General features: G+C 46.6%; 7 protein-coding genes and 2 pseudogenes. 5 read left to right on the top strand and 4 right to left on the bottom strand.

Annotation, left to right across the window (positions count from 1 at the left end; translation table 11 throughout):
• Positions 1 to 132: 132 nt before the first annotated feature.
• From NQ564_RS19045 to NQ564_RS19035, 3 genes are all read right to left on the bottom strand, one after another.
• Positions 133 to 1,074, bottom strand: a complete 942-nt coding sequence (locus tag NQ564_RS19045; protein ID WP_008152474.1) for a ribose-phosphate pyrophosphokinase — start codon at positions 1,072 to 1,074, stop codon at positions 133 to 135.
• A gap of 146 nt (positions 1,075 to 1,220) precedes the next feature.
• A complete protein-coding gene (locus NQ564_RS19040) occupies positions 1,221 to 2,912 on the bottom strand; it encodes an alpha-amylase family glycosyl hydrolase (RefSeq protein WP_087375793.1) in 1,692 nt (563 codons plus the stop codon).
• Positions 2,913 to 2,970: 58 nt separating this feature from the next.
• Positions 2,971 to 3,810 carry a patatin-like phospholipase family protein gene (locus tag NQ564_RS19035; protein ID WP_021862481.1) on the bottom strand — a complete coding sequence of 280 codons (840 nt, stop codon included), beginning with the start codon at positions 3,808 to 3,810 and terminating at the stop codon, positions 2,971 to 2,973.
• Positions 3,811 to 3,990: 180 nt separating this feature from the next.
• Between NQ564_RS19035 and NQ564_RS19030 the strand changes: the two genes are divergently transcribed.
• From NQ564_RS19030 to NQ564_RS19010, 5 genes and pseudogenes are all read left to right on the top strand, one after another.
• Positions 3,991 to 6,195 carry a sodium-translocating pyrophosphatase gene (locus tag NQ564_RS19030; protein WP_021862482.1) on the top strand — a complete coding sequence of 735 codons (2,205 nt, stop codon included), beginning with the start codon at positions 3,991 to 3,993 and terminating at the stop codon, positions 6,193 to 6,195.
• Positions 6,196 to 6,836: 641 nt separating this feature from the next.
• On the top strand, positions 6,837 to 9,029 hold the full coding sequence (locus tag NQ564_RS19025; protein ID WP_008152490.1) for a glutamine synthetase III family protein: 2,193 nt from the start codon (positions 6,837 to 6,839) through the stop codon (positions 9,027 to 9,029).
• 152 nt (positions 9,030 to 9,181) lie between these two features.
• Positions 9,182 to 10,315 carry a 6-bladed beta-propeller gene (locus NQ564_RS19020; protein ID WP_227963194.1) on the top strand — a complete coding sequence of 378 codons (1,134 nt, stop codon included), beginning with the start codon at positions 9,182 to 9,184 and terminating at the stop codon, positions 10,313 to 10,315.
• A gap of 272 nt (positions 10,316 to 10,587) precedes the next feature.
• Positions 10,588 to 11,558, top strand: a pseudogene (locus tag NQ564_RS19015) (IS30 family transposase).
• A gap of 231 nt (positions 11,559 to 11,789) precedes the next feature.
• Positions 11,790 to 11,933, top strand: a pseudogene (locus tag NQ564_RS19010) (sigma factor-like helix-turn-helix DNA-binding protein); the annotation flags it as partial.
• Here the strand turns inward: NQ564_RS19010 and NQ564_RS19005 are convergent.
• Entirely contained in the window at positions 11,910 to 15,695 is a 3,786-nt protein-coding gene (locus NQ564_RS19005) for a glycoside hydrolase family 97 catalytic domain-containing protein (protein ID WP_087375623.1), read from the bottom strand. The pseudogene NQ564_RS19010 and the gene NQ564_RS19005 overlap by 24 nt on opposite strands.
• Positions 15,696 to 15,742 lie beyond the last annotated feature (47 nt).

Here is a 15,742-nt window from a genome sequence, read left to right as displayed (position 1 = left end):
AGTGACTTTGCAAAGGAACAATTTTATTTTATACAAAACAATTTTTTTTAGACTTTACTTTATATGTTGGCCAGCATAAAAAAAGAAAGGGGGAATTTTGACACACCCCCTTCTTTTGATATTATAAACTCATTAAATAGCATACAGAGAGCTGATAGATTCACCGCTACATACACGACGGATAGCTTCGGCAAACATATCGGCAACAGACAACACTTTCACCTTTTCGCATTTCTTTGCATAAGGGATAGAGTCGGTAAAGATCATTTCAGTCAAAGCAGACTGGTCTACACGCGTAGAAGCCGGGTCGGACATAACGGCATGACTGGCGATGGCACGCACGGATTTGGCTCCGTTTTCAAGCATCAGGTTGGCAGCCTTCGTAATGGTACCGGCCGTATCCACCATATCGTCGATCAAAAGGACATCCAAGCCCTCTACATCACCGATAATACGCATTTCTGCTACTTCATTGGCACGCAGACGTGACTTGTGGCAAATAACCATCGGTAAACCCAGATATTTGGAATAACTGCTGGCACGTTTAGTACCTCCAACGTCCGGTGTAGCGATACACAGATTATCCAGAGGCAAAGATGTTTTAATGTAATCCAGGAAAATGGAAGATGCATACAAGTGGTCAACCGGAACATTAAAGAATCCCTGAATCTGATCAGCATGCAGGTCCATCGTAATCAAGCGGTCAATACCGGCAGTACTCAGCATGTCTGCAATCAGCTTGGCGCCGATAGACACACGTGGCTTGTCTTTTCTATCCTGACGTGCCCAACCGAAATAAGGAATAACTGCGATTACAGAGTGTGCCGAAGCACGCTTGGCAGCATCGATCATCAGGAGAAGCTCCATCAGATTATCAGAGTTAGGAAACGTTGATTGTACCAGGAATACATCACGACCGCGGATAGACTCTTCGTACGAAACGGAGAATTCTCCATCAGCAAAGTGTTGAATGTTCATCTGTCCCAGCGGACAACCAAGACTATTGCAAATTTTCTCTGCAAGATACCGGGAGTTGGTTCCCGAAAACACCAAGAAAGGAGTTTGTGCACTCATTATTCCGAATATTTATCTTAAGTAAATAGATTTGAATTGTGGGTGCAAAGGTACAAAACAATTATGATTTATGATTTATGATTTATGATTTATTACCAAACACATCGGTCAGAGCAGATCATAAATCATAAATCATAAATCACAAATCAATAAGTAAACTTCAGCAAACGGCCGGAATAAGCAGGTACAACCACCTGATAAGGCCAAGCTGCCGTCAGTGTGCTGATACAACTCTCTCCAGTCATCAGATCGGTCAGCACAGCAGCTTTATTATCACCGAAATCAAGTGCCTTAAATACTTCATCGGGGATTTGGATGCGTACCGTCTGCTCCGCCTTGTCAAAGTTGACCACCACTAACAACACTTCATTCTGATATTTACGCATGAATACAAATTGCCGATGTGAGTTAAAATACGGATTACTCAGGTTTGCATACATCAAATCATAAAAAACTCCTTCTGTGATAACCCGTTCGGACTTGGATATATTCAGAATCTTTGCATACGCCTCGCGCAATTGCCGTTGCTCAGCCGTCAGTTTACCACCATCGAAAGCCCCTTCGTTTATCCAGTTGCGCAAGCTGGCAAGACTCCAATAATCAAAAATCGTCGTGCGCCCGTCACGTCCGCTGAAACCCTCATCGTCCATTCCCGGCTCCCCTAATTCCTGTCCGCTGTAGATCATCACCGGATTGGTATTCATCATAGCCGACACGATCATCCCCGGAATTCCCGGACGCGGATCACCAGCAAAAAAGTAAGAGGCGATACGTTGCTCGTCATGGTTTTCAAGGAAGTTCAACATATTATGCTGGATACCTTCGAGTGACTGCCAACATCCGGAGATATTACTTGCCGGAGCCTGGTTACACATGACTGCCCGTACCGTATCGTACAGCCCGACCTTATCATACAAATAATCAAAATGTCCGTTCCAGATATAATTACGATATTCTGCCGGATTATAAACTTCGGCAACAAAGCAAACATCATACACCTGTTTCACCTTCGGGATCACCCAGTTCCAGAATTCAACCGGAACCATTTCCGCCATGTCGCACCGGAAACCGTCCACCCCTTTTCCCGCCCAGAAAAGCAGGATATCCAGCATCTTCGTCCATGTATTGGGAACCGGATCGAAATGCGGGGTACGGCCGTTCATATAATCAACGCCATAATTCAATTTGACCGTCTCATACCAGTCGTTTTGTCCGGGACAGGTACTGAAGCAATCGTTCCCCGTGACTTTCGCCGGAAATTCGCTATATTCAAAATCTTCCTGTTGAGCGCCGAACTGCAAACGCAAGGTCTGCCCCGGTATATAATAGAAATTATTATTGGAATCGAAAGCTTTCGAAGTATTGTCTTTTTGTCCCAGATCTTCCACATACGCCATCTTGACATCCGAATAATACTGGCGGGCAACATGGTTGGGTACGAAATCGATGATTACTTTCATTCCAGCTTCATGCGTCCTTCTGACCAGCGATTCGAATTCTTTCATACGGTCAGGTACATTATCGGCCAGGTCCGGGTCTATATCATAATAATCTTTGATAGCATAGGGGGAGCCGGCATTTCCCTTCACGACCGCCGCATGGTCTTTTCGTATCTGGTAAGCCGTATAATCGGTATTCGTTGCATGTTCGATCACTCCGGTATACCACACATGGGTAGTTCCCAACTCCTTGATCTTGGACAAAGCCACCGGCGTAAAGTCCGAGAACTTTCCTATTCCGTTTTCAACTTTACTTCCATTCTTCACCAGGGATGATTTCATATTTCCAAACCAACGTGGAAAGACCTGATATATTACCATCTTATTTGTCTGTTTCATCGCGCTATTTGTCAACTTAGTTACTATTTTGGGTGAACGCCGGAACATCCGGAAAAAGTTATGGCATCAGGGTATTGTTTCTTCTTGCCATAATAGCGTTCACCAGAGTTTCATATTTATTTTCTTTTATCACGACCTCGAACGCCCGGATTGCCGCTGCATATCCGATCCCCGCGATCTCGTCCACATTTTCCAGGTCGAATGTCTTATACATACCGAACTCCTCCGCCTCGATCAGAACATCGCACATTTCGCGGTCTTCCAATGTGTTTGCCCGGAACATATAGTGATAAGAACGTTCCGCGATATGGAAAATCGTCTGCTTGTACTTTTGCGGGACAAGGGGGCTGACATTTACCCCGATGATACGCTCACATTCTTCACGGATGATGGAAACCGGGAAATTATGAAAAAGACCTCCGTCAACATAATGCACTCCGTTTATCACGACCGGGCTAAAGATAATCGGAATGCTACAGGAAGCGGTCACCGCTTCTACGATGGGGCCGCTACGGAACTCATGACTCTCGCCGTTGTCAAGGTCGGTCGCCACGACAACCAGAGGGGTTTTCAGTTCTTCAAACGTTTTAGCTCTCAAATGACGACGGAGGAAATAGCGGAACCGCTTGCTGTCGAACAACCCCGATTTCGGGATTTGCAGCTGGGCGAATTCGGAGAACTCACGTCCAGTAAAGAGTTCTTTGATTTCGTCGGACGTATAGCCATCGGCAAACAAAGCGCCCATCAACGAACCAACACTTGTACCGACGATGATATCCGGCTTCAGACCGCATTCTTCCAGTAATCTAAAAACCCCGATATGAGCGAAACCTTTCGCTCCTCCCCCGCTTAGAGCCAAGCCTAATTTATAGGTCTTATGGTTCGTTTCTTCCGTCATTTGCGTTTTCATTCTTATTCTGTGACAAATATGCTGTTTTTTTTAGAATGAAACATTATTATTTACGAAAAAGTTTCTCTACTTCTTTATTTTTGTTATATTTACAGGTGAACAATAAAGGATCGTAAGGCACTAAGTGTCAAAACGATTAAATCCGTATTAAATTTAAATCTCATTGCTATGATTACACCTATTTTTTGGATCATACCGGTAGCCTCTATCCTGGCACTGGTATTTGCTTGGTTCTTCTTCAGGCAGATGATGAAAGAGAGTGAAGGGACGGAGTTAATGGCAAAAATAGCCCGACATGTACGCAAAGGGGCTATGTCGTACCTGAAACAACAATACAAGGTTGTTGCTTCGGTGTTTCTCGCCCTGGTGGTTTTATTCTCCATCATGGCGTATGGATTTGGAATACAAAACGAATGGGTTCCGATCGCTTTCCTGACCGGCGGTTTCTTCTCCGGCCTTGCCGGCTTCTTAGGAATGAAGACAGCTACTTATGCATCCGCCCGTACGGCCAATGCCGCCCGTTCGTCCTTGAACAGCGGCTTGCAGGTTGCTTTCAGGAGCGGTGCCGTAATGGGGCTGGTCGTCGTCGGCCTCGGTTTGCTGGACATTTCGTTCTGGTACATATTATTAAACATCTGCATCCCGGCAGAAGCGATGGATGCAACACATAAACTTACCATCATAACCACCACTATGCTGACCTTCGGAATGGGAGCTTCCACACAGGCACTCTTCGCCCGTGTCGGCGGAGGCATCTACACCAAGGCGGCCGATGTCGGGGCCGACCTGGTCGGAAAAGTCGAGGCCGGTATTCCCGAAGATGACCCGCGAAACCCGGCAACCATTGCCGACAATGTGGGAGATAACGTCGGAGATGTGGCCGGAATGGGGGCGGACCTGTACGAATCGTATTGCGGTTCGATCTTAGCAACCTCCGCATTGGGTGCTGCCGCATTCGTAGCGTCCGGCGATGTGGAAATGCAATATAAGGCGGTTGTGGCGCCAATGTTGATCGCGGCGGTCGGGATCATATTGTCGATCATCGGTATCTTTGCCGTCCGCACAAAAGAAAATGCGACGATACGCGAACTGCTGAAAGCACTTGCCATAGGGACCAACCTCAGCTCGGTATTGATCGCCCTGTCCACCTTCGGAATCCTTTATTTGTTAGGATTGGACAATTGGTTCTGGATCAGCTGTTCGGTCATCATCGGATTATTGGTAGGGATCGTGATCGGTCAATCGACGGAGTACTATACTTCCCAATCTTATCAACCTACCCAGCGGGTTTCGGAAGCCGGACTGACCGGACCGGCAACGGTGATCATCTCCGGATTAGGATTGGGTATGCTGTCCACCGCAATTCCGGTACTGGCCGTAGTTGTCGGGATCATCTGTTCGTTCCTATTTGCTTCCGGGTTCGATTTCAATAACATAGGAATGGGATTGTACGGCATCGGTATCGCCGCCGTCGGAATGCTTTCGACTTTGGGCATCACACTGGCAACAGATGCCTACGGACCTATTGCCGACAATGCCGGCGGAAATGCGGAAATGTCCGGTCTGGGCAAAGAAGTCAGGAAACGTACGGATGCACTCGACTCCTTAGGCAACACGACTGCCGCAACAGGCAAAGGATTTGCGATCGGCTCGGCTGCCTTGACGGGCCTGGCATTGCTGGCCTCTTATGTAGAAGAGATTAAAATCGGCTTGCTCCGTTTGGGCGAGACAGTCCTGCAATTTGCCGATGGCAGGGCAATCGAAGTGTCAAAAGCCTCTTTCACCGATTTCATGATTTATTATGATGTTACGCTTATGAATCCAAAAGTGCTGGCCGGAATGTTCCTCGGTTCCATGATGGCCTTCATGTTTTGCGGGTTGACGATGAACGCAGTCGGACGGGCCGCCGGACATATGGTGGAAGAAGTACGCCGCCAGTTCCGGGAAATTCCGGGAATTTTGACAGGAAAAGCCGAACCCGATTACGCCCGCTGCGTGGCTATCTCGACAAAAGGGGCACAGCACGAGATGGTGCTGCCTTCCCTGTTAGCCATCATTGCACCGATCGTCACCGGTCTGATATTCGGAGTGACAGGAGTAGTCGGACTGCTGATCGGCGGCCTGAGTACCGGTTTCGTACTGGCGATCTTCATGGCAAACTCAGGAGGAGCCTGGGACAATGCCAAGAAACATATCGAAGAAGGAAACCACGGCGGCAAGGGCAGCGAAGCCCATAAAGCGACAGTCGTAGGCGATACGGTCGGCGACCCGTTCAAAGACACCTCCGGTCCCAGCCTCAACATCCTGATCAAGCTGATGAGCATGGTTGCGATCGTTATGGCAGGATTGACAGTTGCCTGGAGTTTGTTCTGATTGAATGATAGATGATAGATAAAAAGGCTGTTTTGTAAAACTTTTCTGAGTTTGAATTAAAAAACGTCACCTTAAAGGCGGCGTTTTTTAATTCGTTTTTCCTAAACTTTTACAGAAACGGGGTTTTATCTATCATCTATCATCATAAATCACTGATAATCAATGATATATTTTTTTCAACCCCCTCTTTTTATTTATTTCATGAGATGAAATGTTTGAATCGGCAAACGATAATTTATGGGTGCGCAATAAAACAAAGGTGTTCCGTAGGGGCAGGGTTCTACTCCGCCCTATAAAAAGAACGTCCGCCATGTCCGGATCCAATGGGCAGAGCAGAGCCCTGCCCCTACAAACGACAATCATTTTGTATGGCAATGTCATCCATGTTTTTATACAGATAAATCATCATTTACATCCCCATTCGACAGGCATCAGGTTTACCTCTGCAAAGCTATGCATTACGAGGGCTAATGCTATGGGTTACGCCACCTAATGCATAGCTTTAGAGAAGCTGATGCATTGCCAAACGGCATGTACCGGATCGAATAGTTTCCTGCTCATCTATTTTTAACTACCAGATGAAAGCATTCATAGAGAATTGCATGTATCTTTGCAGCCGGTATAACATAAAAACAATCTGTATGTCAATCTCACGCTTTAATGCAGTGGAGAAAGCATCCAACCGAAAGGCCGTGGAAGCCATTACTCCCAATCAGAAAGTATCCGAATATTATGGTGAGAACGTCTTCAACCGGAAGGCAATGCAAAAGTATCTCTCCAAGGAAACCTACAAAGCCCTGACCCATGCCATCGACAACGGAACCCCTATCGACCGAGAAATTGCCAATCATGTGGCTGCCGGTATGCGCATGTGGGCACTGGAAAAAGGAGTCACACACTACACGCACTGGTTCCAGCCTCTGACCGACGGGACCGCTGAAAAGCACGACGCATTCGTCGAACATGACGGAAACGGAGGCATGATCGAAGAATTCAGCGGCAAGCTGCTCGCCCAGCAGGAACCGGACGCTTCCAGCTTTCCTAACGGTGGATTGCGCAACACATTCGAAGCCCGCGGCTACTCAGCCTGGGACCCTTCCTCACCTGCGTTTATCGTAGACGACACCTTGTGTATCCCGACCGTATTCATCGCCTATACCGGTGAAGCGCTGGACTACAAGACCCCGCTGATCCGCTCTATCGAAGCCCTGAACAAGGCGGCCAAAGATGTCTGTAATTATTTCAACGAAGATGTCCATAAAGTCATCACCTATTTAGGATGGGAACAGGAGTATTTCCTGGTAGACGAAGACCTCTACTCCGCCCGTCCCGACCTGTCGCTGACGGAACGTACCCTGTTGGGGCACGAAAGCGCCAAAAACCAACAGTTGGATGACCACTATTTCGGTGCCATCCCCTCCCGGGTACAGGAATTCATGAAAGATTTGGAAACAGAATGCTATAAGTTAGGCATCCCGGTCAAGACACGCCATAACGAGGTGGCTCCGAACCAGTTCGAGTTAGCACCTATTTATGAAGAATGCAACTTGGCCAACGACCATAACCAATTGTTGATGTCGGTAATGAAACGTGTTTCCCGCCGCCACAATTTCCGCGTGCTGCTCCACGAAAAGCCTTTTATGGGCGTGAACGGTTCCGGCAAGCATTGCAACTGGTCAATGGGAACCGATACAGGCATCAACCTCTTCTCTCCGGGAAAAGACCGGGAAGACAATCTGCGTTTCATCACATTCGTGGTCAATTCGCTGATGGCTGTATATAAATATAACGCTCTGCTGAAAGCCAGTATCGCTTCGGCTACCAACGCACACCGCCTGGGAGCCAATGAAGCGCCTCCCGCTATCATATCTTCTTTCTTAGGGACACAGATCACAGAAATCTTGGACAAGTTTGAAAACTGCTCCATCGAAGATGCTATCGAAGTGGACGACAAGAAACGCTTGCATCTCGGCTTCGGACAGATCCCGGAGTTGCTGTTAGACAATACGGACCGCAACCGTACTTCTCCTTTTGCTTTCACAGGGAACCGTTTCGAGTTCCGCGCATTAGGTTCGTCCGCCAACTGCGGTTCAGCCATGTTGGCACTGAACTCTGCCGTTGCCTACCAGCTTTGCCAGTTCAAACAGGATGTCGAGACATTGCGTGCCAAAGGAAAAAGCAAGGAGGCCGCCATCTTTGAAGTCTTGAAAGCCTACATCAAAGAATCCAAACCGATTCGCTTCGACGGAAACGGCTACGGTGACGAATGGAAAGAAGAGGCTGCCCGCCGAGGCCTGGATTGTGAAAACAGCGTTCCGTTACAATACGATGCATACCTGAAACCGGAAGTCATCCGGATGTTTAAGGAAACCGGTGTACTGAGCGAAAAGGAGCTGGAAGCACGCAACGAAGTGAAATGGGAAATCTATATTAAAAAGGTACAGATAGAAGCTCGTGTCCTCGGTGATCTCTCGCTCAACCATATCATCCCGGTTGCCGTCCGCTACCAGTCATTGCTATTGGACAATATCACCAAGCTGAAAGAGACTTTTGGCGGATATCCGGAATATGACGATATGTCGGAAGAGCCCCGTCGCCTGGTTCGCAAGATTGCCGGACATATCTGTTCCGTCACCCGCATGGTCGACGAAATGGTGGAAGCCCGCAAAAAAGCCAACCGTATCACGGATTTGCGTACCAAAGCGATCGCTTACCACGATACCGTCGCTCCTTACTTGGATGAAATCCGCAGCCATATCGACGACCTGGAACTAATGGTCGATAACCAGATGTGGCCACTGCCGAAATACAGGGAGCTTTTGTTTATCCGATAAGACGAACGAAAACATACCTCGAAAAATAACGTTTTCACCGGTCAAGAATTGATGCCGTACCGCATTCATTCCTGACCGGTGATTTTTTATACTAAAAACAAGTATATCTACCAGATATGCTTATCTTTACGAAAATTTCAAAACAAATCACCATGAAAACACAAACATTTATTTCCACTTGCGCAATAGCAGCCACCTTGCTCCTGAGCAATTGCGGTAACAAGCAAGACACCACATCAAGCAGCAATAAGAACCAATTGCTCATTGTCGAATACAAAAATTTGAACAACCGCAAAATCGAATTGCCACTCAGTCATTTTATCGAAGATTTCCGGATCGTCCGCCTCGACAATTCCGACGAAGCCCTCTTCAAGGCGTGGACCATCACACCAAGCAATAATTATATTGGTATCCGCCAATCAGGTGCACCGTTCAAACTCTTTGATAAAGATGGAAAATTTCTCTGCGATGTCGGTAGAATCGGACAAGGTCCAGGCGAATATGAAATCAGCATTTATGACGAAATTATCGACGAAAAAGGCGGACGTATCTTCCTCGCCCCTTTTTTCGGCAAAAAGATTATGGTCTACGGATTAGACGGAAAATGGATAAAGGACATTCCACTCAAAGGACGAGTCCAGAAACCCAAAATGAGACTCAACGAAGACGGTACGCTCTCCATCGTCCATATGTCGTTCTCCGAAGCGGAGCCACTCGCCTTTTGCATTGACATGGAGGGAGAGATTGTCAAGCGACTACCTGTTTCCAAGAATATGATCGTACAGAACTTCGACGGAGAGATCTTCTCTTACCAAAACGGTGGCGAGTTTGATTTCTTCCACACGGCAAACGACACGCTTTGGACGTACAACAACACCGAAAACCGGCTTGAAGCCCGTTTCGCCATGCATTTCCCCGACCCAGACAACAAGCCGATCCACATCTATCTCAATATACCTCAAGGTATCTTCGCCAATTGTTACTATTGGGATGTCACTACAAACCAACCAGGAGAAAGTAGTACCTACTTCATCGACCGCCAGACCGGAAAAGGACAAAAGTTCGACTTGATGAACGATTTCTTCGGTAACCTCCCCGCTTCTACGAACTTCAACAAGGGATACAACATCCAAAACTTCGAACCAATGGTTTTGAAGGAAAAAATCAAAGAGCACATAGCCTCTGGGAAATGCCCGGACAAGGATAAGGAAAAACTCAAATCATTTGCCAAATCACTAAATGAAAACGACAATAATTTGCTGTTTATAGGAAAGTTGAAAAAATAGAGCCGAGTATTCGTTCATCTATCCATACCGGCATGAACATCCAAAGGTTTCCTTCATCCGTAAGCGAGTAAGAAATGATTGGATAAGCTTACGGATGGAGGATTTGCAAATTCAACTTAGAAGTGCAACTTCGCAGTGTGTTCTCCATGAAAAAACCACTGCGGGTTTGCCCAGCGGCAGGGGTGCATAGCCCCTGAGAGCGTAGAATCAATTAGCAATACAATAAAAAAGGAGACCGAAGTCTCCTTAGGATTAACTATTTTTGTATTGTTATGAAGTATAAACAATTAACCCGTGAGCAAAGATATGCAATATCTTTGGGACTAAAAGAAGGTAAGACCCAAAAAGCGATAGCTCTTCAAATAGGAGTGTCGGCCAGTACGATAAGTCGTGAGCTCAGACGCAATAAAAGTCATCGTGTTTATAGTTATAGCCTTGCGGATGAGATGTCGCGCGAACGGCGTGAACGTCTCCCCGGCAATCGTAAAATTCCTAGCGCCATAGAAAAAGAGGCGTTGCGTTTGTTGGTAGAAGAAGATTGGTCTCCCATGCAAATATCCGGTTATTTGAAGAGGAAAGGTATAAGATCTCCCATGAGACCCTCTATAGACGTATACGTGCGGACTTTAGTGGTGAGCTTGCTTCCCATTGTCGTCACAAGATGAAGTATCGTCGGCATATATTCCGTCTTTGTCCTACAAAAGTCACGAACATCCCCAACCGCACGAGTATCCGCGAACGCCCTTTGGAAGCGGATGGCACCCGCTTCGGCGACTGGGAGATGGATCTTATCGTTGGCAAGGAGGGCAAAGGGGCGATCCTTACCTTAACCGAGAGGTCAAGCAACTTATTGCTGATGGAAAAGCTCCCCGATGGCAAGAAGGCAGCTTCCCTGTCGAGAGTGGTGAACCGCCTTCTGTTCCCTTATAGGGGCAAAGGCGTTAGGACCATAACAACAGATAACGGAGGCGAGTTTGCCTGCCATGAACTCATAGAGAAAAAATTAAGAGCTACCGTCTATTTTACGGACAGTTATTGCTCTTGGCAAAAAGGGGCTATAGAGAATGCCAATAAGCTGGTTAGGCAGTACATCCCAAAAGGCACTGATTTTAATACGGTGAGCGACCGTTTCGTCATGGAGATACAGAAGAAGATCAACCGTAGGCCTCGGGAAAAGCTGGGCTTCAGAAGCCCCAAAGAGTATTTTTTCGAGAAATGGGAGCAACAAAAACGGGTGGTATAAATACCACCCGTACAAAAAGCCTTACTAATCATAGCCTGGCTTTGGTCAATAATTCTTTTTGTTTTTGCTGTCAAGGTTTCGGTTTCTTTTCATAGTTAGGGTTTTGATATGCACAAATATAAACGATTATTTTAAAGTTTGCAAATCTTTATTGATTTTTCTTTTAATAATGACGATTTTTGGATGAATTTCATTTTTATGACTATAATTGCACTTGCTTGTTGACTCTACCATAAAGAAATTGCAGAAATCCTGCAAGTATCCCCTAAAACCGTCGATTACCGGATCCAACAGGCGTTAAAACAATTACGGATAACGTTGAAAAATTATTTGCCGTTGATCCTGCTATTGTTACCCAGAAATATTCTGTCGTAGATGTAACACACATCCGCTATTCCCGATCAGATCGATAGTAATCTCACTGCGGTCATCCAACTTGATCTTCTTGATGTCGACGACATCCTTTTTCTGCTTGGAAGCCTGATAATAGAGTGTGGCGGTATAGTTCTTCTTGTTTTTCAGAAAATCAAGGGGTAAGGAGATTTGCTTCTTGTCTCCGGCATTCAACATGCTCACATACCAATCGGAACCCGAACGGCGGGCGACCACAGCATATTTGCCCATCTCTCCCTCCAGAAAGCGAGTTTCATCCCATACAGTCGGAATAGAATTATAAAAACGGGTTGCGGCATCTGTTTTGATCACAGACTCGACAGAGCCTGCACCACTGGCCCGTCTCGGTGATTTTTCGGGACGGTCATACCAATAGACAAACTGCCAGGGACTATAAATAGCGACCAATTTAGCCAATTGGGCAGCACGTCCACCCATCTTTTTTGTGACTCTTTCCGCAAAATAACAATTGGTATAGTCACCCGCTCCGCATATCATGCGATTATATAACGTATAGATAGTCTGATCCAGCGACGGACTCTCTTCGTCACCACGAATACCCTCCTGAGTCAGTAAATTCGGATACGTACGTGAATAGCCTGTCGGACGATACTCGTCATGGATATCAACCATCAATTCATATTTGGCCGCTTTGCGTACCGCTTGATGCAACCACGCCGTAGCATACTGGTCACCTACATTCACAAAACCATATTTTACACCTTTGATCCCCCATTTCTTATACAAAGGCAGGATTTCATCCAGTTGCTGATGTAGCGCTTTTTTATTCACATAGACTAATATACCAACTCCTTTTGAATTGGCATATTCTATTACCTTAGGCAGGTCGAGCGGACCTTTCGAACGGGTCGGATCGACCGTAACGGTGGTCGCATCCGATTTTACGTCTTCTTCCGCCCCATACCAACCGGCATCAAACAGCACATAAGCGATATTGTTTTCTGCTGCAAAATCAATACAAGCCATACTGCCTGTCGTTGTCAACGTGACTTCACGAATCACCTGGCCGGGCTTGATCCAGTTAGTATTCGCAATCTGATTCGGTTCGTTCAAATTTAGGACGAAGTAATTATTTTCGACCAATTTTCCCGGATGACCGGCAACCATCACATAACGCCAGGGAGATCGATAGCCGGCCAGATCCAAATTGACCTTTCCCGACAAAACAGATTGTACCCCAAACCCAGCCTCACTCTTTTCCAACTTCATACGGGAATAATCGACAAGAGCAGCTTCCCCGATGGCAACAAACCGATTATCATCGACCTGGATCACCTGAGGACGATCGGCAGCCCCTTTCAATCCACTCAATTTTGTTTCGGAATAAGCACCTTGCGCCATACCGGTCACCCAAGTCTTGCAGTCTTCCTGAAAAAGAAACTGTGTCTTCTCATCAGTGACCGTACGATTCCAAAAATCCAGCTTATCGAATGCATAACGAAACGCCAGTCCTTCATCGTAAAGACGGACACTCAACACCATCTCTTTCCGATTCTCATCCGATTGAAGTGTTAGCTCAACCTCATTATACCGGTCTGTCACGACAGAACGTTCCCCATAGACTGGTTGCCAGGTCTGGTCGACCGATTTCCGTTTCTGGTTTGTCACCGTCCAGTTGCCTTTCAGGGTATTCTCATCCAAAGAAAACTGCAAAGTTTTAGCAGTCACCACCTTTTCCCCATTATCAAATAAATCTATTTCTACATTCTTTCCCCCGACTTTGATATCGGCATTCATTTTTTCGGAAGGGCTGACTAGCGGAAAAGTTGCCTGCTCACGAACACGCATAGACGGAGTTTTCTTAATAACAAGGCACGCACCACCACCGGGAGCCAACTTCAATGTCAGTTTATCATTGTTTGTCAGTTGTCGGGTCGTAGTCTTCAAGCTTTCCCGGTTTGTCAGATAATGGGCATCATCGCCATCTTCAATGACTTCGACTGTATACTTTCCTTTTTCCAGGAAAGAAAGAGGCAGATCTATCATCCTTCCGGATTCATTCGTGGCCGCACCGACCAGGTAAGCATCATCCGTTTCCCTCATCATAACGATATACTCCCCGATTTCACCAGCCAAGGTACGGCTCTCTCTCCACGGCATCTTCTGGGCAGACAAGAAGTTCAACAAAGCCGGATACTTCCGGTAATATTCCGGAATATCCGGTAAAATAGTCACCCCTGAAAAAGTGATCAACGTACGGGCAGCTTCCGAAACCAATGTAGAAGGAACCGGCTGGCTTTCGTCCACACGTGTCGTATGTCCTTGGCGAAGGTCGAACATCCCGTTGTTCATATCGACCGGACCGGCAACCATATTGACGAAAACGGTCGTCACAAATGTTTTAGGCTCGAACACATGATGTCCGTCCAATTGGGCATGGCAATATTCGCGCGTCACAGCATTCGGCCAAGTACGCATCTGTCCATAAGGATGAACCGGACCGTCATGGAAATCGACTAACAGACGGTTTTGCGCACAAAGTTCGGTAATCTTTTTCGTCCACCGGTTCTTTTCTTCTTGTGTTCCGCTCATAAAACCGTATTTAACCCCGGCTGCTCCCCAATCCCCATACTGTTTCAAGGTCTTTTCTATCGGATATTTCCGACCTCCGACATCATTCAGATAAAGCCAGATTCCGACACCCTTCTCTTTTCCATATTTCAACAGCCGTTGCACATCCTGCGCTTTTTCTCCTTTAACCGGATCGGAATCCGATTCGAATTCCGGTCCATACCAATTGGCATCCAACACCAGGTATTTGAAACCCTGCTCGGCAGCGAAATCGACCATTCGTACCCAGGAAGGATAAGACATCCCGTATGTAAATCCATCCCACACAGCTCCGTTGATACGCCAGTCCCAGACAGCCAATCCCGGTTTCACCCACGAAAAATCATAACGAGAGTCGGGATCCGGATTCAGCAACTCCAACAAATGGGAATCGGTCAACACGCCAGGTGTCGTCCCATACAAAACGACACGCCAGGCTGAAGTATATCCCGGCGACAAATCGGCCGGCTTAGAAGCAACCGAAAAGAGCGATTCGCCCCCTTTGGATTGTAAGACAAGAGGTGCTCCTGTTTCCAGGCAGGCTTCATGGATCGCCATATAATGTCTATCGCCCGCCTTCACGGTCATCACCGGAAGACGAGTTCCATCTGTTTCCGTCAACTTTTCAGGTCCTATATTGTGGTTTTCTCCATTATAGAACCATGCCGTATAATCTCCGGCGAAGTTATAGGCCGTCAGTTCAGACTGCACATTTACACACTCTCCTTCACCTTCCGGTATTTTATAACAGAATGCAAAGCCGTCATTATACCCCCGGACCACCAACTGCATCCGCTCCGGTTGCCCGGCAGGATTCAGCAAATCGATCACTAATTCATTGAAATGGTCTTTGACCACAGCTCGCTTTCCCCAGAGCGGTCGCCATTCATTCCTGACTTGCCGGTCAGAAACATTCTCTATTTTCCAACCGGAAGAAGGAACCGTCTCCTGCGATTCCAGTTTGAAACCCAACGAAGATTCTTTAATCAAAACTTCTCTATTGGCTGCAAAAGTATATGTCAGCAAACCGTCGTTATGCCGCTGAATAGCCATCACCAACTTTTTATCGGGAGAGAAAACCTGATAAAGCTTGGGAAGATATTGAGCCCAAACGCTGTTCCCCTCCAGCCAAACGAACAGCAGCAAAACAAATGTTACAAATCTTGTATTCATAATATGTTTTTGTAGGTATTAAATATTAGATTCTTTCATTCTACTTT

Origin of the sequence: Parabacteroides johnsonii DSM 18315 (assembly GCF_025151045.1) — a bacterium.
Taxonomy (GTDB): domain Bacteria; phylum Bacteroidota; class Bacteroidia; order Bacteroidales; family Tannerellaceae; genus Parabacteroides; species Parabacteroides johnsonii.
Note: the sequence above shows the minus strand (reverse complement) of the source record. Positions and strands in the feature narration are given on the sequence as shown.